5 protein-coding genes, 1 tRNA gene and 2 pseudogenes are annotated in these 23966 nt (G+C 63.6%); 6 read left to right on the top strand and 2 right to left on the bottom strand.

Features of this window, described 5'->3' with window-relative positions:
* The first annotated feature begins 153 nt into the window (after positions 1-153).
* The 5 genes from tolB (at position 154) to ACSFBF_RS04745 (ending at position 3666) form a co-directional block, all read left to right on the top strand.
* Positions 154-1380, top strand: coding sequence for a Tol-Pal system beta propeller repeat protein TolB (gene tolB / locus ACSFBF_RS04765; RefSeq protein WP_435465168.1), 1227 nt, complete (start codon positions 154-156; stop codon positions 1378-1380).
* A 28-nt stretch (positions 1381-1408) separates the two neighbouring features.
* Entirely contained in the window at positions 1409-1924 is a 516-nt protein-coding gene (gene pal, locus ACSFBF_RS04760) for a peptidoglycan-associated lipoprotein Pal (RefSeq protein ID WP_435465167.1), read from the top strand.
* Positions 1924-2673 carry a tol-pal system protein YbgF gene (ybgF, locus tag ACSFBF_RS04755; RefSeq protein WP_093054675.1) on the top strand — a complete coding sequence of 250 codons (750 nt, stop codon included), beginning with the start codon at positions 1924-1926 and terminating at the stop codon, positions 2671-2673. Before pal ends, ybgF begins: the two co-directional genes overlap by 1 nt.
* A gap of 19 nt (positions 2674-2692) precedes the next feature.
* Entirely contained in the window at positions 2693-3538 is an 846-nt protein-coding gene (locus tag ACSFBF_RS04750) for a tRNA threonylcarbamoyladenosine dehydratase (RefSeq protein ID WP_435465165.1), read from the top strand.
* A 52-nt stretch (positions 3539-3590) separates the two neighbouring features.
* A tRNA-Lys gene (locus ACSFBF_RS04745) sits at positions 3591-3666 on the top strand.
* Between the two features lie 56 nt (positions 3667-3722).
* On the opposite strand, the pseudogene ACSFBF_RS04740 reads toward ACSFBF_RS04745, so the two are convergent.
* Both ACSFBF_RS04740 and ACSFBF_RS04735 read right to left on the bottom strand, forming a co-directional pair.
* Positions 3723-3882 (bottom strand): annotated as a pseudogene (locus tag ACSFBF_RS04740) (manganese efflux pump); the annotation flags it as partial.
* 80 nt (positions 3883-3962) lie between these two features.
* A pseudogene (locus ACSFBF_RS04735) lies at positions 3963-4129 on the bottom strand (IS3 family transposase); the annotation flags it as partial.
* 282 nt (positions 4130-4411) lie between these two features.
* Here ACSFBF_RS04735 and ACSFBF_RS04730 point away from each other — a divergent pair.
* Entirely contained in the window at positions 4412-23962 is a 19551-nt protein-coding gene (locus ACSFBF_RS04730) for an Ig-like domain repeat protein (RefSeq protein ID WP_435465163.1), read from the top strand.
* Positions 23963-23966 lie beyond the last annotated feature (4 nt).

The raw sequence follows: 23966 nt of genomic DNA, 5'->3' as shown, positions 1-23966 counted from the left end.
TGTGTAACATGTGGCCCGTTACAGCCGGGGAGAACTTTTTACCCGGAAACCTCTCCGAACCGCATGAACAAGCCGTTGCCAACTCTAATTCCAACTCCTTCTTCATCGTTATTTGCACGCCGCACGCTCATCGCGGCTCTCGCTGCCACTCCCATGCTTCCTGCACTGGCCCAGTTCCGGGTCGAGGTGTCAGGTGTCGGGCTCACGCAGCTGCCGATTGCGCTCGTTCCCTTCAAGGGCCAGGAAGGCTCGCCCCAGAAGATCTCGGACATCATCCAGGCCGACCTGGAGCGCAGCGGCCAGTTCCGCGGCGTCGATGCCTCGGGCCAGGCGCTGGACGAGGCCTCGCGCCCCGACCTGTCACTGTGGCGCCAGCGCACGGCCGATTCGCTCGTGGTGGGCAGCGTCAACCGGCTGGCCGACGGGCGCTTCGACGTGCGCTTTCGCCTGTGGGATGTGGTGAAGGGGCAGGACCTGGGTGGCCTGAGCTACACCGTGCCGCAAGGTGACTTGCGCCTTGCCTCGCACCGCATCGCCGACTACGTGTACGAGAAGCTGACTGGCGAAAAGGGCATCTTTTCGACCCGCATCGCCTACGTCACCAAGGGCGGCAGCCGCTACTCGCTGTGGGTGGCCGACGCCGACGGCGAGAACGCCCAGGCCGCGCTCGCCAGCCCCGAACCCATCATCTCGCCCTGCTGGTCGTCCAACGGCCAGCAGCTGGCGTACGTGTCCTTCGAATCGCGCAAGCCGGTCGTGTACGTGCACAACGTGGCCACCGGCCAGCGGCGACTGCTTGCGAACTTCAAGGGCTCCAACAGCGCGCCTGCCTGGGCGCCAGACGGCAATTCGCTCGCCGTGACGCTCAGCCGCGATGGCGGCTCGCAGCTGTTCTCCATTCCGGCCAGCGGCGGCGAACCGCGCCGCCTGACGCAAAGCTCCAGCATCGACACCGAGCCGGTGTACTCGGCCGACGGCGGCACCATCTATTTCGTGAGCGACCGCGGCGGCGCGCCCCAGATCTACAAGATGAGCGCCGGCGGCGGCAACCCGACGCGGGTGACCTTCAGCGGCACCTACAACATTTCTCCGTCTGTCAGCGGCGATGGCCGGTGGTTGGCCTACATCTCCCGAGTGGGCGGTGCCTTCAAACTCCACGTGATGGAGTTGGCAACCGGCAACGTCAGCGCAATCACCGACACCTCCGCGGACGAAAGTCCAAGTTTTGCCCCGAACAGCAAGCTGATCGTCTATGCAACGCAACTGCAAGGCCGCGAAGCACTGATGACGACCACGCTCGATGGAAAAATAAAGGCACGACTGGCGGGACAGGCGGGAGACATCAGGGAACCGGACTGGGGTCCGTTTCAAAAGCAATGACCAAGGTTTATTTGAGGAGTTTGAAAAAATGTTGAAACGTACGATTTATTCGCTGGCCATCGTGGCTCTCATCGCCGGTTGCTCGTCGGGCACCAAGCTCAACGAAACGCCGGTGACCGATCGTTCCGGCTCGGCCGGCGGCCAGCAAGGCGCCAGCACCGTGGCACCTGTCACCATCGATCCGACCGCAGGCACCGCACAAGGTCCGATTGGCGTCGAGCGCATCGTGTATTTCGACTACGACAGCTACACGGTCAAGCCCGAGTTCCAGTCGCTGATCGACGGCCACGCCAGGTTCCTCAAGGCCAACCCGCAACGCCGCATCTCGATCGAAGGCCACACCGACGAACGTGGCGGCCGCGAGTACAACCTTGCACTCGGCCAGAAGCGTTCCGAAGCCGTGCGCCGCGCGCTGACCCTGCTGGGCGTGAGCGACAGCCAGATCGAGGCCGTGAGCTTCGGCAAGGAAAAGCCTGCCGTCACGGGCTCGGGTGAAGAAGTGTGGGCGCAAAACCGCCGCGCCGAAATCCGCTACACCCGGTGATGCCACGCGCCATGCTGCGAGGCGCGGCGCTGGCTGCCGCCTTGCTTTGCGTCTCGATGGGGTCGCAGGCTGCACTGTTCGAGGATGACGAGGCTCGCCGCGCCATCCTCGACCTGCGCCAGCGCGTCGAGGCCATGCGCCAGCAGACCGACCAGCGGCTGACCGACGAGAACGGCCAGCTTCGCCGCAGCCTGCTCGACCTGCAGAACCAGATCGAGCAGATGCGCGGCGACCTGGCGCGCATGACCGGCCAGAACGAGCAGCTCACCCGTACGGTGAGCGAGATGCAGTCGCGCCAGACCACCATCGACGACAAGCTCAAGCAGAGCGAGCCCTCGAAGGTGTCGGTGGACGGCCGCGAGTTCACCGCCGATCCCAAGGAAAAAGCCGACTTCGACGCCGCCCTCGGCGTGTTCCGCTCGGGCCAGTTCGCGCAGGCGCAAACCGCGTTTGCCGAGTTCGTCAAGCGCTACCCGCAAAGCGGCTACAACGCCTCGGCGCTGTTCTGGCTCGGCAATGCGCAGTACGCCACGCGCAACTACAACGAGGCCATCGCGAACTTCCGCTCCATGCTCTCGCTCGCGCCCGACCATGCCAAGGCCCCCGAGGCCGTGCTGTCGATCGCGAACTGCCAGATCGAGCTGAAGGACACGCGCGCCGCGCGCCGCACGCTGGAAGACCTGACCAAGGCCTATCCGCAGTCCGAAGCCGCGCAGGCCGGCCGCGAGCGCCTCTCGCGCCTGCGCTGATGCCAGCGGAGTCTTCCGCTTGAGCGCCATCATCACTGCCGCGTTCACCACTCCTCCTGCCGCCGCGGATGTCGTCACCGACACCGCGGCGCCTGACTTTGCGCGCCGCTTCGGCGGGCTCGAGCGGCTGTACGGCGTGGCCGGTGCCGCGCGCATCCGCAACGCGCATGTGCTGGTCATCGGCATCGGCGGCGTGGGCTCGTGGGCGGTCGAGGCGCTGGCGCGCAGCGGGGTGGGGCGGCTGACCATGATCGACCTCGACCACGTGTCGGAGTCGAACATCAACCGCCAGATCCACGCACTCGATGCGACTGTGGGGCAGGCCAAGGTCGAAGCCATGCGCGACCGCATTGCGCAGATCAATTCCGAGTGCAAGGTGCAGGCGATCGACGAGTTCGTCGAGCCCGGCAACTGGCTCTCGCTGCTCGACGCGGCACAGGCCGCGAACGGGCCGGCAACGGCCGTCATCGATGCCTGCGACCAGGTGAAGGCCAAGGTGGCCATGGCGGCATGGGCGCGTGCGTCGCGCACGGCATTCGTCACGGTCGGCGCGGCGGGCGGCAAGCGACAGGCGCACAAGGTCGACATCGACGATCTGTCGCTCGTCACGCACGACCCGCTGCTTGCGCAGTTGCGCCAGCGCCTGCGCAAGGAGCACGGCGCTCCGCGCGAAGGCCGCAAGATCGGCGTTGCCTGCGTCTTCAGCCGCGAAAGCGTGGCGCCGCCGGATGCTTCGTGCGCCATCGAAGGCGACGGTTCGCTCAACTGCCATGGCTACGGCTCGGTGGTGAGTGTGACGGCAACCTTCGGTCAATGTGCTGCAGGTTGGGTGCTCGACAAAATCGCGTCAAACGTCGCGCTATAATCTTTGGCTTTGCCGGATTCAACGTCGGCAAGAGCAAGAATAAAAACGATTTGGGACGTTAGCTCAGTTGGTAGAGCAGCGGACTTTTAATCCGTTGGTCACTGGTTCGAATCCAGTACGTCCTACCAAATCTTCAAGAATCCCCGCCTGCCTTGTGCACGCGGGGATTTTTTTCTGCGCTCGATCAAGCTAGGCCGTTCAGGTGTTCGTAGAGGCATCAAGATGCCGATCCCGATCAGCACAAGGCCGCCAACGATCTCCGCGCGCTTGCCGAGCACTGCGCCCAGCACGCGTCCCACCATCACGCCGATGGTGACCATCATGAAAGTCGCAAGGCCCGCTGCCCAGCCGATGATGCGAGTTTGCGCCTCGATGGCGCCGAGGATGGGGCCGGTTCGCAAGGCTTCGTGCCAAGAGCAATATGCCGCGAATACAGGTCGAGTACTACGCCGCGTACAGTCAGCCTTCAGCCGTCCAGTTGTAGGTGAAGTCGGCAAGCTGCCACTTCTGCTTGAACGTATCGGCGTGGAACTGATGGGTCAGCATGTTGTCGGCGATGGCGCTTCGCGTGCCACCGTCTAGCGGAAGTCCTTAGCGTCGCCGTGCAGGGTGGCATTGAGAGCAAAGGCTCTCCGGCCACAAAGCCAATGCCATTCCTTCGAACAAACAGCCTATCCATTGCAACGCGAAGAAGTTTAGTCAAAACCCGATAAGCGTGAGGGGGCTTGTTATCTTTTCTTAACAAATTCCCATCCGCCTGGATGAGTTGTCTGGAACCGTAGGCCTGCCCGCAGTGGATAGGCCCAACAGCAGGAGATGGCTCCTGATGTTGCTGCTGCTTGGCGGTTCTCTGGGAAACCGTCGAGGCTGTAAATGGTTGCAATCGTCAGTGGCAATAGTCTGAGTCTGAACCTGAGTTCGTTGGCTACTCTGGGACAGCGTGGTCAACTGGGCACGGCGGGACAGGGCCGCAGCGGCGAGCAATCGTTCGTCAACATCGCCAACGGCAATCTCGTCTTGCAAGACCGTGACGACGTGCTCATGGGCCGCGGGCTCGATGTCCTGGCCGTACGCACCTACAACAGCCAGGGCCTGCTGACCGACGACAACGGCGACAACTGGAGCATGGGCGCCTTCGGTCAGACGGTCGTGCTGACTTCCGGTGCCGTGGGCGCTGCTGGCAGCACCCTGACGCGCACCGACCGCGACGGTGCCCAGGCTGTCTACACCTGGGATGCAACCCAGAGCCGATACGTCAGCCCCGCTGGCGCCGGTGCCTTCGACACCGTCGACTACTACAGCGGCTCTTCGGAATTCGTGTGGATCGACGGCGATACGGGGCGCAGCGAGCGCTATCAAACCAGTGGTGCTGGTCGTCTGCTATTCACCATCGACACTGACGGCAACTACATCAATTACGCGTACAACGCCAATGGCACTGTGCGTTCCGTCACCCATGCCAACGGCGACGCTCAGTACTACGATTACAGTGGGGTCAACCTCGCCCAGATTCGCACTGTCTCGGGCGGCGTCGCCACCACCACTGTCCGCTACGCCTACGACGCTAGCAACCGCCTGTCGCAGGTCATTGTCGACCTCTCGCCGGACGACAACTCGGTGTGGGATGGCAATGTCTACGTCACCACCTACACCTATGACGGCACCAGCAAGCGCGTGGCCAGCGTCACTCAGAGTGATGGCACGAAGCTCAGCTTCACCTACGTGCAGGCAGGCGGCACCTACAAGGTCGACACCGTCACCGACGCATTGGGGGCGATCACCCGCTTCGCCTACGACACCGCCAAGAACACCACCACCGTCACCGATCCTCTGGGCGCCCAGTCGGTCTACCTGTACGACGCCCAGGGCCAGTTGACTCAGGTGCGCAATGGCGTTACCTCCGCCAACGCCAGCGGCCTGAGCCAGATCAGCTACCTGTACGACTCGCAGGGCAACGTCACCCTCGTCACCGATGGCGAAGGCCGCAAGGTCACGCTGCAGTACGACGACCACGGCAACCTGACCCGGGAAGTCGATTCGGCTGGCGACACCCGCGTGCGTACCTACGACAGTGCCAACCAATTGCTGATCGACGCGATCTACGCCGATGCGGCCGTGGTGGATCGTGGTGCATTCAACAAGGATGCAGCGCTGCCTGAAGTCACGCGCTACGTCTATGCGCCTGGCAATGTCAACCGGCTGCGCTTTGCGATCACCCCGCAGGGTAACGTCACCGAATACCGCTACGACGCCTATGGCCAGCGCACCAGTGTCATCACCTATGTCGGCGCGGCCTATGACACGACAGCTCTGGCCCTCGGCGAGGTGCCTACGGAGATCAATCTGTTCAGTTGGGCGGCCGTCCAGGATCTGACCCGCACCGAGCTCACTGAACTGGTTTATGACGCCCGGGGCCAGTTGAGCAGCAGCACGACCTATGCTACGACCGCTGCGGATGGGCTGGGGGTGGCCGAGACCGGTGCAACCACCCAGTACATCTACGACCCGCGTGGCCTGCTGCTGCAGAAGATCAAGCCGGCAACGGAAATCGATGGAACCGCTGCCGTCACCACCTATACCTACGATGGCCTGGGTCGCGTGCTCAGTGTCAGCGCGCCATCGCTTGATGGCGGTGTTACGCCTAACACCACAATCACCAGCTACGACGACGCCAACGGCAAGACCAGCGTGACGATCGCCAGTGGACTGGTGACCGTCTCGGCCTATGACAAGGCTGGACGGCTCGTCAGCGTGACCCAGCAAAGCGCAGGTACTGGCGTGCTGGGCACCACCAGCTACGCCTACGATAAGGACGGCAACCTGCTGATGACGCAGGATCCGACAGGCGTGTGCAAGTGGATGCTGTACGACGAGGCGGGCCGCAAGATTGCGGACATCGACGCCACGGGTGCGGTGATCGAGTACGTGTACAACGGCAATGGGCAGTTGCGCGAGACGATTGCCTATGCGACGAAGCTCAATGCGGTACAGCTGGCACAACTGGTCGACGGCGCGGGCAAGCCGACCACGGCTTGGGTGTCGAACAACACGACGACCAGCCTAGCGGCCCTGCGCCCCGCGGGCACTCTGCAAGACCAGAAGGTCTGGCGCTTCTACGACACGGCCAACCGGCTTGCGTGGCAAGTGGATGCATTGGGGTACGTGACGCAGACGACCTATGACGGAGCGTCGCGCATCCTGAGCGTGACGCAGTTGGCCAATCCGATCGACGTGAGCTTGCTGGGCAACGGGGCGAACATCGAACTGCTGGTCAATCCGGCCACTGTGGGGGGCATCACGCTCAAGGTCGGAGCAGCTTCGGCCCCGGTGGGCTCGTCGGCAACGTTGACGGCCACGATCGAGGGCTCGAATCCCGGCGGCATGGTGACCTTCTTCGCTGGGGAAACGGTCATTGGCAGTGCGATGGTCGTGAACGGTGTGGCCACGCTGGTCACGACCGAGTTGCCGATCGGCGTGAACAGCATTCGGGCGGCGTATTCAGGGGATGTATTGCGACCTGCGAGCATCTCGCCGATCGTGCAGAAGACGATCACGGGGGCGACTACAAGCGCCATGCTGGAGTTCTCGCCGTACGTCGCGACCTATGGCGACGCAGTCACGATCTCGGTTGCGTTGACCACGACGCTGCCGCCTGGCTTGGCAGCAGCCACGGGCGAAGTCAAGTTCTACAACGGTACGACGCTCATCGGCACAGCCACGGCGGTGCATGGGCTGGCGGCACTGACTCTATCGAACCTGCCTGTGGGTGCATTGAGCATCCGGGCTGAGTACGCTGGCGATGCGGCGCACGCGTCCACTGCGGCATCACGAGCGTTGTCTGTGACGCTGGCCCCGACGATCACGAAGCTGGAAAGCACGGTTGCCAATGGCTCCGGAATTACGCTGACTGCCAACGTCAAGTCTCAGGGGGGAGCCCCAGTCTCGCTGACGGGCGCTGTGACTTTCTATAGCGGCACGGTCGCACTTGGAACGGCGACAGTTGTCAATGGCATCGCGGTGCTGCAGGTCAGTGGTTACACGCCGGGGCTTGCCAGTGCGCCTTTCAGGGCCGTATACGGTGGTGATGCGACGAATGAGGGTAGCAGCACGGTCGATGCCTCAGGGCAGGCACTTCCTTCGCCGACAACCGTGGTGCTTGCTGCTTCTGCAACAGCGACGAGGCAAGGCAACCCCTTGACCCTGACCGCGAGCGTTACAGGGGCTGTACCGAGTGGCTTGGTGACGTTCTTTGCAGGAGGCGCACTGTTGGGCACGGCCTCTGTGATCAATGGACAAGCTGTGCTGACGACGGCGCTGTTGCCCGTTGGTACGAACATGATGCTGAGCGCCGCCTACTCTGGGGATATGGTCAATCAGGCCAGCGTGATCACGTCAGGACCGGGGCTTCAAGTCTCACCGTTTGCATCTTCGCTTGAGCTTGGTGAGACGTTGACTGCGGATCAAGCGATTTTTTCTCCGAGCGGCCGCTACCAGCTCATCTTCCAGCGCGATGGCAACCTCGTTGTCTACGACCGCAAAGAGAGCATGCAGGCGGTCTGGCATACCCAGACCGGTGGTTCAGGCGCCACACGCGCGTTCTTTCAGCCCGACGGGAATTTCGTGGTCTACAAGAACGTCAACGGGGACGTCCCGGTCTGGAACTCGGGCACCTGGAATCAAGGGGCCCAGCGGCTCTACCTGCAGGACGATGGCAACCTGGTAATCAGAACAGCAGACGGGACTCCGAAATGGTGGAGCGGAGTCGACACTGTTACAGGGAACGTTACCCCTGGATGGGTGCCGGGCGTCAATCCCCCTGTCGTTCAGCCCGGCATGGTTCTCTTGACTTCTCCCGGCGCCACCACGGACCGCATTCAGATCAGCGCCACTGTGTCGGGCCTACAGTCGCCCAGCGGAACATTCAGCATCTTCGAAGGACAAACCCTGATTGCGGCCGGTCGAGCGGGCAGCAGCAATACCTTCACGTTGCCGCTCCTGTCCCCTGGGACGCACTCCTTGACGGTGGTGTACGCCGCCGATGCGGGCGGCACTTCAGCCTCCGGTACGCTGCAGCTCAACGTTCAGCCAGCCGCCACGATCCTCAGCCTCAGGTCGTCGATTGCCGTGGGAGTTCTTGACGTACCGGTCACATTTTCCGCAAAGCTCACGAGAGCCGGAGCATGGGACTTCGGCAGTCCACCTTTGACCGGCACGGTTATGTTCTATCGTAACGGAGCATTCATCGGGACCGGAACGGTGGTGGATGGCGTGGCCACATTGACGGTGAGCAATCTGCCACTTGGCGAGAGCGAGATCATGGCCACCTATTCAGGTGACGTGAACTACAGCGGGGCTGCCTCGAGCACTTTCCCGGGAGTCTTGGCTTCCACGCAAGCGACTCCCACGACGACCTCGCTGACGACTTCCCAGACGTCCGTTGCCTATGGGGCACCGATCACCTTGACTGCAACGGTTGCGTCGACATTGGGGACGCCGTTGGCGACGGGCTCAGTCGACTTCTACAGCGGGAGCCAACTCCTGGGTACCGGTGCGATTGTCAATGGGCAAGCCAGCTTGACGACAACTCAGCTACCGCTGGGTATTGCGAATTTGCGTGCTGTCTACCAGGGCGATGGCACGAACGCATTCAGCATTGCAACGGCCCAGCAGTCGGTGGTCAAAGCCGCGACCACGATCACGCTGGATCCGCCGGTGAGGCCGGCCGAGGCCGGCAACCCGATCGTCTTCGGAGCACAGATTTCAGGGGGGGCGTCTGGGGGAATGGTGGCATTCTTCAGCGGTACGACCCACCTTGGGACGGCCAATGTGGTGAATGGGCGGGCGGAGATTAAGACCTTCTTCGTTCCGTCGAATGCTGCCGTGCGGGCCGTCTATTCGGGGGATACCCAGTATCTGTCCAGCGTCACCGCTCAGGATCTGAGCGTAGCGGTTGGAACTGGAGGCGTCGCGCCTTCAGTCAATACAACTGTCATGCAGATGAAGGACGAGGGGACTGGCGAGGTCGGCTATCCAGCGCAACTGAAGCTCATATTTGGGCTTGGCAGCACTCCCTTCAGTACCGGCATCTACAGCGTCTTTGACAATGGACAACTGATAGGCAGCTTCCTTGCGGGTGATGTGTCGAGTCAAGCTGTCAATGGAAAATTCACGGCGCTGATTCAGCGGCTTTCCGTTGGCAATCACTTCCTGACGGTGATGCACTCGGGCGGGGCAGATGGCATTGTTACGCGGGCAGGTTCGAAGACAACACAGATTTCTCCCGCCGCGACGGAGGTCAAACTCGACACAAGCAGGCCGCAGGCGGCAGTCGGTGCGCCTCTGACGATCACTGCCCGTATCGCCCCAAGCTCGACTCAGGCGACCTACTACGCCAGTCTCGGATACTCTTTCCAGGGGCCGCCCGCCAGCGGGGTGGTGACGTTTTACCGTGACGGTGTCTCCATTGGAACCGGAACCATCGTCAATGGCGTGGCAAGTTTGACGGTAAGCAATCTTCCTTCCGGAACACTGAACATCACCGCCAGCTATGCCGGCGATACGAACTACAAGACATCCACTTCGAGCAGTCTCTCTCAAGTGATCGTTGCGCAGCCAGTTGTTAGTTCTGTGGCGCTTTCTGTCTCTCCGGGCTCACAGGTGCGCGGATTGCCTGTCGATCTCGTGGCGACGGCCATGGGTCAAGGCAGACCAGAGGGTGGCACTGTCAGCTTCTACGATGGCACGAGGTTGCTGGGCTCAGCGGCTTTGGTCAATGGCCGGGCGACATTGACGGTCAGCGACCTGGATGTGGGCTCGCATGCCATCCAGGCGGTGTATTCCGGCGACGCCAACAACGCGACGTCGAACATCGTTGGCAGCGTGACGATCACGAAGGCCCCTGCGACGTTGACCAATTTGACGCCCGCTGCGATCGCTGGTGAAGGGGCGCTGTCGGTGCGCGTCAACGGTGCGGGGTCGGGCGGACTGATCGCTTTCTACATCGGCACACGCCTCCTCGGGACGGCAAGCGTGCTCGATGGCGTGGCAACGCTTTCCGGTGTGCTCATCCCCCCTGGCTCTCATACCGTCGTCGCCGCCTACGCTGGCGACGCGAGCCATGCCGACGGTGAGGTCAGCTTTACTCAAGTGGTTCAGGGCGCGCCTCTGACCACTGTCTATGCCTCGCTGGATCTTCAGCAAGATCGCACCGTCACCGAGCTATACAACCGCGATGGCCGCCTGCAGGGCACGCTCGACGCGGAGGGCTACCTCACCGAATACAAGTACAACGCCGCAGGCGAGCTGACGCAAACCATCCGCTACGCCAATCGAGCGGCGAACTTCACCAGCCTGTCCGCGCGGATCGCAGCCATCGCCATCGCGCGCGCCAGCTACAACCTCAGCGGCCTGCGTCCCAGCACCAACGGTGCAGACATCAACAGCTACAACTTCTACGATGCCCAAGGACGCGTCGTCGGGCAGGTCGACGGCGAAGGCTACCTCACCGAAACTGTCTATGACACTCGCGGCAACGTCACCCAGGTGATCCGCTATGCCTTCAAGGCCGGGACGGTCGGCAGCACCTCGACCCTGACCAGTATTCGGCCGTCCAGCTATGCGCTGGACCAGATCACTACACAGACCTGGAACGATGCCGGTCAACTGGTCAGCCGAAGGAACCACGAACTCACGCTCACCCAGTTCGTCTACGACAGCGTTGGCCAGCTCGTACAAACCACCACCGCCGCCGGCACCGTGGACGAGCGCATCAGCCGCGCGCGCTACGACATCCAAGGGCGCCTCATTGGGGAACTCGACGGCCGCGGCAGCAGCGCTGTCGCCTTGAATGATGCGTTCGCTCTGTGGGCCGCCAACGGCACGACCCACACCTACGACGCGGCCGACCGTCGCACCAGCACCACCGACGCCAACGGCCACCGAACGCTCTTTTTCTACGACCCCATCGGCCGTCTGCACTACACCGTCAACGCCTTGGGCGAAGTCACCGAGAGCCAGTACAACGCTCAAGGTTTGCTGGCCGAACAGGTCGTCTACGGCACCCGTGTCGATGTCGGCACTCTGGGCGCGACTACGCCCGGTGGCCTGAATTTTGCCGTCCTGGCCAGCCAGCTCGCTGCAGTGGCCGATGCCACCAAGGACACCCACGTCCTTCACACCTACAACGCCACCGGCACCGAGGCCAGCACCACCGATGCGTTGGGCAGCACCACCAGCTATTCCTACAACGCCTTCCGCGAAGCCATCGCCAGCAGCTATGCACTGAAGAGCGGCTACGTCGTTACCGATACCACCACCTACGACCGCCGCGGCCTGGCAACGAAGCGCGTGAGCGACGCGACCACCCTCGCCATCACGCAGCGCAAGACCTACGACGCCTTCGGCCGCGTCATCGAAAACTTCGATGGCAACAACAACCGAAGCCAGATCGCCTACGACCGGCTCGGAAGGGCAGTCACCACTACCGACGCGCTCAACGGTCAGCACGAGACCGCGTACGACAGCTTTGATCGCGTGATCGGAGTGCGCGACGCCTTCGGTCAGTGGACCAACTACAGCTACTACCCGACAGGCCGCAGCATCACTGTCACGACCCCCGAAGGCGTGATCATGACCACGGTGCACAATCGTCTGGGCCAGACCCAGAGCGTTACCGACGGGCGCGGCAATGTCACCACGTACAACTACGACAAGAGCGGCAACCTGCTGCAGTCGTCGGCCGCGCTGGATGCGACGACAACCGTTGCCACCAGTGCCACTTACGACAAGACCGGCCTCAAGCTGACCAGCACAGATGCCAATGGTGTCGTCACCAACTACACCTACGACGCGGCCAATCGTCTGCTGACCCGTACGCTCGACCCCACGGGTCTGAACCTCACCACCGCCTACGCCTACGACGCCAAGGGCCAAGCTGTCAGCGTCACCGATCCGCGCGGCGTGGTCACAAGCATCGAGTTCGACCTTGCCGGCCAGACCGTGCGTCAGGTGGTCGATCCCGCAGGTCTGCACCTCACCACCCGCTACACCCACGACACCACGGGCCAGGTGCTCACGGTCACCGACCCCAACGGCAACGTCACCGCGTACACCTACGACGGCGCCGGCCGGCGCATCAAGGAGCAGGTCGACCCAGCAGGCCTGAACCTCACGCGCAGCTACGAATACGACGCGGCCAACAACGTCACCCGGTCTATCGACGCCAACGGCAACGCCACGCGCTACGCCTACGATGCCAACAATCGCCTGGTCTTCAAGCTCGACCCGCTGGGCAACCTCTCGAAGCAGGAGTACGACGCCGAAGGGCGGGTGGTTCGCCGCACCTCCTATGTGGTGCCTATCGATACCACGGGCCTGGGCAACGCCCCCACCGTCGCGCAGATTCAGGCCAAGATGGTGGTCAGCGTCGGCTCCGACATCACCGAGAGCCGCCGCTACGACCGCGACGGCCGCCTGCGCTTCAGCGTGGACGGGACCGGCGCCGTCGTCGAATACAAGTACGACAAGGCCAACAACGTCATCGAGACGCGCGCCTACGCCAGCCGCATCAACCTCACGGGCTGGAACATCGCCGGCGATCCGCCTGTTGTGGCGGACGGGTTGCGCGACGAACGCGTGCGCACGGTCTTCGATGCCCTCAACCGGGCGACCTGGAAGGTGGACGGTACCGGTGGCGTGGTCCAGTACTTCTACGACGTCAATGGCAATGTCACGGAGTCGCGCGCCTATGCGACGGGGCTGACCAGTGCTGCGTTCGGCAGTTGGAACGGCACATCCGCGCCTCCCGTCATCGCCGATGCGACCCGCGACCAGCGCATCCGCACCGTCTACGACACCGCCAACCGCGCCACCTGGAGCGTCGACGCGCTGGGCGATGCCACCCAGCGCACCTACGATGCCGACGGCAACGTCGTCGCCAAACGCAGCTATGCCACGCCCCTCACGGCAGCCGCCTTGGCCGCCTGGGACGGTCACACGGCACCCGCCCCGGTGGCCGACGATGCGCACGACCAGCGTGTGCGCAACGTCTACGACGCGGCCAACCGGCTGACCTGGAGCGTGGACGGCATCGGCGCCGTCAGCAAGACCGAGTACGACGCCAATGGCAACGTCACGCGTCTGCGCCAGTACGCCACCCCCGTCGCCGAGGGAGCCGATCCCGCCAGCGCGAGTCCCAGCGCGGCCGACCGCATCACGGAGTGGGCCTACGACGGCGCCAACCGCCGTACCTTCCGGCTCGACGCCATCTCCAGCTCCGAATACATGAGCGGCGAGAGTGATCTGAGCTCTGTCGAAAGCTGGGGCTACGACGGCAACGGCAACGTCATTCGCCACACCCTGCACGCCATGCCCATGATGGGCTATGTGTCGCGCACGCATGCGGCGCTGTGGGGCGCTGTCACCTTCGACACGCAGTTGGACCAGTCCACCTACATGGCCTACGACGCCGCGGGCCGACTGGCCTGGCAGGTCGACGGCACCCAGGCCGTCACCGGCTTTGCGTACGATGGGACCGGCCGTCTCGCACGACAGGTCCAGTATGCCAACCGCATTACGCTGGGCAGTCCCTATGCGGTCTATGGACAGTCGGATATTGCCTCCAGGTTCGCCGCCGCACCCGGCAGCGATCGCATTGCGGTGTTCGCTCACGATGGCGCAGGCCGCCGCACCTTCACGGTCGATGCTTTGGGCGGTGTCACCCGGGCCGTCTACGACGCCTTCGGCAACGTCACCCAGCAGATCGGCTATGCCAACCCTGTTGCGGCGCCTGGTGCCGCCACGACCTACACCGACGCCGCGCTGCAGGGGGCTGTCTCGGCGAATGCCGCCGCAGACCGCATCCAGCGCTTCGCCTACGACCAGGTCAACCGCCAGGTCTTCGCCGTCGACGCCCAGGGGGGCGCGACCGAATCCGTCTACGACGGTCTTGGTCAGTTGGTGCAGAGCCGCAAGTACGCGCAGGCCATCAATGTCGCCGGGCTGAGCAGCACCGCTGGCGTGAGCGATATCCGCTCGCGCACAGTCGCTGATTCCACCAACGACCGCGTCTCGCTCCAGGTCTTCGATGCGGGTGGCCGCAAGATCTACGGTGTCGATCCGATGGGCTTCGTCAGCAGGACCGACTACGACGGCTTGGGGCAGGTCCGCGCAACGACACAGTACGCGCTGTCCATCCCGTCGAGCACCGCCAATACGGCAGCTGCCATTGCCGCAGCTGTCGTTGTCAGCCCCGAGGATCGCAGCAAGAGCTCCCAGTACGACGCCGCGGGGCGCGTCCTCTCCAGCGTCGACGCCATGGGTTTTACTGAGTCGTGGACGTACGACGCGCTGGACAACAAGGCCAGCTACACCAACGCCAAGGGCGCGGTGTGGCACTACGAATACGATCTCGGCGGCCGCATGCTGCGGGAGATCTCCCCGCAGGTGGAACTCACCGCAGTCGCTCCCGGTGCCGACGGCCGCCTGCAGGTCAATGCCGGTGCCAGCGGTGTCGGCAATGTCATCACGGTGCTGAGCTACGACAGCTTCGGCAACCTGCGCAGCCGCACGGAAGGCGCAGGGCGTCCTGAGCAGCGCACCACCACCTACATGTACGACCAGGTCGGTCGCCAGGTCAAGGTCATCTATCCGCCGGTGGGCGTGTACGACCCCTCTGGCGACACTTTCGCCGTCGATGGCCTCGACGGCCGCCACGACACCACCCAGACGCTCTATACCGAAACCACCTATGACGCGCTGGGCAACGCCGTTGCCAACCGCGACATCGGCGGCAACTACAGCTACAAGACCTACGACCTCGTTGGGCGGGTGGCCCATGAAGTCGATGCGCTGGGCTATGTCACCGGCTACGAGCGCAATGCCTTCGGCGACGCCACCAAACTCACGCGTTATGGCGCGGCCACCGGCCTGAGTGCCGGCCATCCGGCAAGCCTGGGCCGCGCGCAGGTCCAGTCCACGGTCGATGCGCTGGTCCACGATGCCGACCGCACCTTGTGGACCACCTACGATCGCCTGGGCCGGGGCATCGAGGTGCGCGAGGCCGCCGTCTACGTTCACGAGGGCGGCAGCGACACTGCGCAGGATGCCTTTGCGGGCAAGACCACCCGCAACACCTACAACACCTTCGGCGAGCTCACCCAGGTGGCACAGCAAAAGAGTGCCAACACCTGGGCCCTGAGTACCAACTTTTACGACCGCCGCGGCCAGCAGATCGCCAGCGTCGATGCGCTGGGTTACCTCACCACCCAGGCTTTCGATGCGGCGGGCAATACCGCCATGCGCATCGAGTATGCGAAGGCGGCGAGTTGGACCGGAACCAGTAACCTCTCGGGCTGGACCGGGGCGGTCAATGCGGGCGGCACCCCACCCACGCCCGTCGTGGATGCCAACAACGACCGGCGCGTGGACACCTTCTACGACCGCAACAACCGCAAGACCAGCGAGATCCGGCGCAACGTCGAGTACAGCACCGCGTCCAACGGCACCAGCACGCGCGGCGACCTGACCACCAGCTACGGCTACGACGCCGTGGGCAACCTCACGAGCACCACCGACGCCAAGGGCGCCACCACCTACAGCTACTACGACGCCCTGGGCCGCGTCACTGCGGTGGCCGAGCCCACCCGCACCAGCACCGTCAGCGGTGCGGCCATCACGCCGCTGACCGTCTTTCGCCGCGACGCGTACGGCAACGTCGTGCTCAAGACCGAATATGTCAACGGCGCCGATGCCAATGGCGCACCCGCAGCCCCCAGCCCGCTGCCGCCCTATGCACTGGCGCCCAATCCGGAGGTCGGCCTCATCGAGGGGAATCCAGCCTGGGCCAAGGAAGGTCCAGTTGGCTATATCGCGAGCGCCCCCTTCGAGGGCGGGACCGCGCTGTACAGGATCAACAACACGTTCTTCGGCAAGCATCTCTACACGACCAGCCTGTCGGAGTACCAGTCCTGGCTGGCGATGCCGAACGTCGTGGGTGAAGGCATCCAAGGCTATGTTGCCACGAGCCCGCAGGCGGGCAGCGTCAGGTTGTATCGGCTGACGTCTGCGCAGCCGGGCTTCGTCGACGTTGTCTACACCACCAGCCTGGCGGAGGTCGAGACCCTCACGACCAATGTGCAGTTCCCATACACCTTGGACGAGAGCCAGCCCGTCTATCTCGGAGGCAGTGCCACGGGCCCCTTCGATGCACAACTGACGCGTTATGTGGGGCCGTCGCTGTCGTTCATGACCGGCTTCGACCACCTGTACCTGCCCGACAGGACGCCGGTGGATCCATGGAGCGACGCCGACACGCTCGCCAGGACCGACCGCACCAGCTTCGCTCAATACGACGCGCTGGGCCACACGGTACAGAGCACCGACGCCATGGGCGTCAATCACTACAGCTCCTACAACAGCCAGGGCCTCATCGCCAAGGAGTGGCAGGGCGTCACCGACAACGCCGGCACCACGCGCACCCTGTATCGGGCGTATGGCTACGACGCCCTGGGCCACCAGACACACATCTACGACCCCGCCACGGCCACCGACGGGGCGGACTACACCCAGGGCGCGGCCGCGGCCAACGGGATCTACAGCACACGACCCGGCGCTGACGTGACGCCTGGCACGTATGGCAACGGCGAGGGCGGCAACCCCGTGCAGTCGCCTGACGGCAGCGCTCCGCCGACAGCCACCTACGGCAGCGTCAATCTGTGGCACCTGGCGAACCTCGTCAATGCCGCTGGCGGCCAGGTTCAGATTCAGTTCGACTTCATCACCCCCAGCTACGAGATTGCCGGCGGAGAAAACACCGGTTCGTCCACAGTGGCCGGCCACCCCGCCAGCTACTCCCGCACCTTCCCGATCCCGGGCGACGTGCTGGGGCCTGACGGCGTGACGGTCTCACCGGACAACGAACCCATCGGCAGCGTCACGGCCATCCGTATCCTGCAATGGAACGGCACGGCCTGGGTCACCCTCTGGCAGGGCAGCCCGGCCGAAGCCACCGGGCAGGACACGCTCAATGTGGGCGCTGGCGTCTCCGGCACGAAAGTGGACACGGCCCTGGAATACAACGCCTTCGGCGAACTGACGGCCAAGCGTGTCAACGGCCAACTGGGCGAATACTTCGACTACGACAAGGCCGGACGCCTGTGGCGCACCAACGCCGGCGACGGCGTGGACAAGATCGCGCTGTACGACCTCCAGGGCCGCCAGACCGCCAACATCAGCAGCGCCGGCTCGGGGCGCGGCGACATCAACCTGCGCAACGCCGCCGATGCGCAACAGGTCGCACAGTTGTCGGACGTGCGACGCACCGACACCACCTATGACCTGATCGGCCACGTCCTGAGCCAGGCCTTGCCGGAACGCAAGGAGGTCCAGGGCGGGGTCAGTGTGGGCACCGATGCGCTGGTGGGCGGGATTGCCGCGCGCGCCGTTCATGGCGACGAAGGCTGGAGCGGCAGCAACACCATCAACCTGGGCTGGAATGCGCTCGCAGGCCTGGGCAGCGGCGATGTGCGCGTCGACCTCTACTACATCCCCATCGACGCCCAGGGCAACGAGGGGCCCGAACAAGTCAGGAGCCAGATCTTCAACGCCGCACAAGGCAATGGCGGCGCTAGCCTCAGCTGGAGCCCCGCGGCGGGCGATGTCTACGGAGGCATCGGCCGTATCTCGCGGGTCGTCGTGGCCAAGAAGGATCTTCAGGCCAACTGGCAAACGCTCATTTCGCAGAACGGTGTGGGCTATGCCGGCCAGAGCCTGCAAGTGGCGAGTCCGAACGATCCGAATGCCTGGGTGCAGGTGCAATACCGCCTGGCCGGCAGCAACGGCGCGTGGAGTGAGCTTCCCACGGTGAGGTTCGGCGATGCGGCGCGCGGCGACCTCTCTGGGCTTGCACTGGGCAACTACGAATACCAGGCCATCACCCATGTGCCTGGCCAGAGCGACCGGATCACGTCCACAGGCACCTTCAACATCACGCCGCGGCCGCTGGCCACCTTGGGCGTGGCAGGTGTCAACGGGTCGACACAGACACTCGAGTGGCAGGGACCGGGTGCCGGCGACCTGCAGACCATCCGGGTACGCGCGGTCGGTGGCGGCTGGAGTGCACCGTGGGGCATCAATCGGGCCGCGGGCAGCGACTGGAGCACCATCAATCTCTCCGGCTTGGGGGCCGGGCAGTACGAGTACGAGATCCTGTGGACCCATCCGGGCGAAGCCGGGCCCTATGCCCATGCTACGGGCCAGATCAACAAGGTCGACGGTACGCCGGGTACACCCGGCACGCCCGGAACGCCCGCGCAAGGCCTGCCCCATATCGATGGCCTGTATGTTGAGTCTCGCCAGGAACAGATAGGTTCCGACGAACAGACGGGGCCGATCTACCAAACGGTCTACGTGGTGCGCGTGCCCGGTCCTCCCCCAGGCTCCATCAGCAGCTTCGGCGTGCGCGTCAAGGGCAGTGGCGCTGGCTTCCTGCCACTTGAGGTTCGGCTACGCAGCGACTTCGGATGGGAGGTCAACATCACGGGCGCGCAGTTGCCGCCGGGCCTCTACGAGTACTCCTATGGGTTCTATCCCGGTTTTGGCGCGGCAGCCACGGCTCACGCGATTGGTGACTTGGCGATCGGCGGCAGCGTATCCATCACGGACACGACGCCGGCCTACGTTCCCGCGACGCCCGGCACGCCCGGAACACCGCCTACGCCGCCGCAGTACGGCTGGAGCGCGACGAACGCGGGGCCGTACCCAATCAGCCAGGATCCATTGCTGGGTGGGCGCGCCATCGGGCAGGGCGTCGGCCTGAACGGCGTGGACGGTTACCAGCGACCCCTGGTCAAGCAGACCATCGACCGTTGGGGCAACGTGCTGAGCATCAACGACCCGCGTTCGACGGTCTGGGTCACGAACTACAGCTACAACGCCAACAACCAGATGGTCCGCCAGGTGCAGACCGACGCGGACGGCAACTCGGGCGTGGATGCCAACGGCAACATCAACAACGCCAACGCGCCGGTCACGCAGATCTATTACGACGCCATGGGACGGCAGGTCGCGGTTCGCGATGCCAATGGCAACGTCAATGGCCAGGAGTGGGATGCGGGCGGCAACCTCGTGCGCGAACTCCACGCGGATGGCAACGGTGTCGACACCGGCGTGGTCAGCCATGCCTACAACGCGTTCGGCGATAAGGTGCGCACCGTCGATGCCGAGCACAACGCAACTTCATTCGTCTTCGACAAGCTCGACCGGCTGATGCGTACCACCTTCGAATCGGCGGGCATCAGCCAGACCCAGCGCTGGGACCAGGCGGGACGCATGTTGTCGCAGACCAATGGCAACAACGAAACCATCCGCTATGACTACGACCTGCGCGGCAACCTGATCAAGACCACGCAGCCGCTGGGACAAATCACCCAGGCCGGCTACGACGCGCTCAATCGCAAGGTCGTGGAGATGGACGCCAATGGTGCGCTGGCGACCTGGAAGTACGACTACTTCGGACAGCTACAGGGACACAGCGACATCGGTGGCGCCAACTACGCCTACAGCTACGACAACGCGCGCCAGCTGATCGCGCAGAGCAACAGCCGGGGCCAGAACCGCGTCTACGGCTATGACGCCGCCGGTCAGCAGACCCGCATCCAGGATGTGGCCATCGGCCAAACCACCAGCTACCGCTACGACCTGACGGGCCGTCGCCTGCGCGAGACCACAGTGCAGGGGGGCGTCACCTACCAGGACAACTCCATCGCCTACGACGCGTTGGGACGCATGCGCTGGGTGGCGGACGCTCGCGCGTACATCACCATCGACTACGACAAGGTAGGCAACCGCACGCACATCCACACCCACGTGATCGATGCCGACGTCAGCACGCTGCCGCCGGACAGCGACCGCTACTTCCAGTACGACGCCATGAACCGGCAGACATTGGCGGACTCGGCCACAGCCGACGGTTCGTATCTGGGGCCGGATGGCCACCGCCTGCGTTACGACTACAACGGCCGGCGCACCAGCGACAAGCACGAAGGCATTCGCATCGTGCTGCAGGGCGATGGCCAATGGGCCGCTCAAACCGGTGGCGAGACCGAGGAGGTCTACGGCTACGACGGCATGAACCGGCTGACGAGCACCACGCGCGACGGCACGGTGGTGGATGCACGCACCTATGACGGGGCCAGCCGTATGCTCACCAGCGCTCCGGGTAATCTGGATGCGGACTACATCGCATTGCACACCCAATACCAGGGCGTGACGGGCAACGACCCGCTCCAGTTGCGCCAAAGCCGGTACGACGCCAACGGCCGAGTCGCCTACCAGAGCACGCTGGCTTATGTCTCGCCCCTGGTCAACCCCAGCGGGCAGAGCTTCAGCGGTGTCGGCTACACCTACGACGACGCGGGCAACGTGCTGGGGTACCGCACCGCCAATGCCGACCCGCTGAACCCGACCTTCGCTACCACCACGAACACGGTGCAGCGCGCCGAAGGGTACAAGCAGCTCACGAGCCTCACCCAGACCCGACCGGCCACGGGGCCGGCGGCCGGCACGGTGACCTCGCAAGGGCTCGTGGGCTACAACTACGACGTCAACGGCTTCCTGACGCACACCGGCGATCCGGGCAACCAGACTGTCACGCAGAACCATTTCTTCATCAACGACGCGAACGGCACGGCGCTGTATGCCTACTACGGCAATCCGGCCAGCCCGATCCAGGGCCAGCGACAGTTGGTGGTCAATGGCGAGGTGCTGGGGCGCTATGGCTGGGTGCCTGACCTGCTATATGCGGGCATCAGCTTCCCGGTGCCGGGCTTCACGCCCTATACGCAGAAGGCGAATTTCAGTTTCGGGTATCAGCCGATCAACGGCAACTATCCGGCGGGCACGCCGGGTACGTATGCCGTGGGCGCGAGCGACACGCTGCAGAGCATCGCCAAGGGCGCCTATGGCGATGCGAACCTGTGGTACCTGATCGCGGATGCCAACGGGTTGGGCGGCAATGCCGAGCTGCGCGTGGGGCAGGTGCTGACGGTTCCGGCGCATGTGTCCAGTGCGAACAACAGCGGCACGTTCAAGCCCTATGACCCGAGCAAGATCATGGAGGGCACCAACCCGACCATGATGGCGATGCCGCAAAGCCAGGGCGGCGGGTGCGGCGGAATTGGACAGCTCATCGTCGTTGTTGTGGCGATCGTCGTGTCGATCTACACAGCTGGAGCGGCTTCATCCGCATTCGGTGCTGTGGGGACAGGTACTGCTGGATCCGTATCAGGGGTAGCGGCAGGTACCGCCGCCGGCGTGGCTGGAGGCACGGCCGCAACAGCCAGTGCTTTCTCGGTCGGCCTTTCGGCGATGGCGGGGGGCTATGGCGCTCTTGGGGCCGCGGCTGCAGTGGTGGGGGGGGCCGTCGGATCAATCGTGAGTCAAGGGGTCGGTATTGCCATCGGCGCGCAGGACAGCTTCAGCTGGAAGGGCGTCGCATTGGGGGCGATAGGCGCAGGCGTCACCGCTGGTGTCGGCGCTGCCGCACAGACCTTTTCAATTGGGGCACTTCAGGGAACGGGCTTGGGCGCCACGGTGGGGCGTGCAGCCATCGGCAATGCGTTGACGCAAGGCATTGGCGTCGCGACGGGACTGCAGAGTCAGTTCAGCTGGCAGGGAGTGGCTGCCGCCGCGGCTGGTGCGGGCGTCGGTTGGGGCGTTGGTCAAGCGCTGGGCGGAGGAACGCTTGCATCCGGGTTGCCAGATCCGGCGCAGCCGCCGGCATTCAGCGAATGGGGAGAGTTTGGCGGTCGGCTGGCGCGCGGCACGGTCTCCGGATTCGCTGCTGGGTTGACCACCGCCGCACTAAGAGGGGGCAAGTACAGCGCTGCTCAAGTAGTGACTGATGCCTTTGGCAATGCGTTGGGTGAGAGCCTCGCGGGGGCCATGGAGCAGAGTTCTTCCTCAGTCAATGGAAGCGCCGGCGCAACGCAGAGTATTGGGCAGTTGCCGCCCATGGATATGGAAGTTGCGCCGGGCCGAAACGACAACGAATGGAGCGGTGACACGCCCTACGCTGGTCCAGTGGGTGGGGCATACGGCTACCAAGGCATTCCCACTGGCGGTTTACCCACAACTGGCAACGGCCTCCCCATTGATGCGCTCGGGCGGGTTACGGTGACCGTGGGTGAAAACGGTGGTGTGCTATCTGCTCTGAGGGGTGCGGACATCGATCAACGGGCGGGCTATGGACAACTTGTTCGTACCGGGCAGCTCACGAGCTTCGATGCCAAGGGTACGCCCATCGTGCAGCCCGGGCAGACTTTTACGATCGATCCAAACAGCTTGACCAGCGCAGATGCAAGGCTAGGAGGCTCATACATTGCCAAGGAGTCGAGCGGTAGGGCGGAATTGTTGCGGAGGGCGCAGGAACAAGCAGCGCAGGCGGCAACCTATCGCAACGAAAACTATGGCAATGAGGGGCGCCAGAGCCTGCAAGCTCGCGCCGACGACATCGCGTTTGTAGCAGGCGTGTTTGAGAAGAGTCCCGCGATTCCGATGCCTGTTGCGCCACCGGCTCAGTGGAGTGTTGCCGAGCGGTCATCGCCGGCGATGCGAGGCATGACGGTTGAACAGGTCCAGGCGGGCGGAATCGATGTCAGGGGCGGTCCTTCTAGCTTTGCTGCACAAGGAATAGAGTTTGGAAGCCTGCCGGGGCAACAGCTAACACCATTCCAGCGAGACTTGGCAACGTTTGCCCAGGATATTCCCAAGATTCCAGGGAATCTTGTTGTTGGAGTGGCTGAGGGGGGACTCAATCTTCTTTGGGGCGCTACTCCTGGGGCTCCGGATTATGTTCCGTACCTGGACTCGCTTCGGGTGCCTTACGACAGTCCGGTATCGGAGTACGCGGAGTTCGGACTGGGGTTAACTACTGCGACTTTGTCGCGGGGGGGGGCGCCTTCATCAGAGGTGATGCTAAATTCCAATCTAGGACTGTCAAAAATTCCGTTACCGCGCACCCCAGAACTTGGCGCTACCTCTACGACGTCCGAACTGCTAAAAACAGGCGCAATTCCTGGTCGAGAAGGGGTTATTTTGCAACAAAGGGTTGTGCCATTTGATGATATTTGGCAAATGTCAAAAAATTCGGGCATGGAATTTTTGTTAACAAGAGAAGATGGAAGGTTTGTATTGCGCAGTGGCTCTCCCACTAGTGTTTCAATCCCCACAAATGTCAGGCCGATTAATCACACTCATCCAGTAGATATGTACGGAGAGAATGCTTTGTTGCCATCAATAGCGGATATCAAGGTTCTCAATGATTATTGGCATAGAAATCCGACGGCGCCTCGCCCAGTTTCTCAAATCCTTACAGGTCAGCAGCCTCCAACTCGTTTTTATGCAACTGAAATGAGATTGAAAGAATAAATGC

Origin of the sequence: Variovorax nivicola (genome assembly GCF_051216475.1) — a bacterium.
Lineage (GTDB): Bacteria > Pseudomonadota > Gammaproteobacteria > Burkholderiales > Burkholderiaceae_C > Variovorax.
This window is presented reverse-complemented; position numbering and strand designations above follow the sequence as displayed.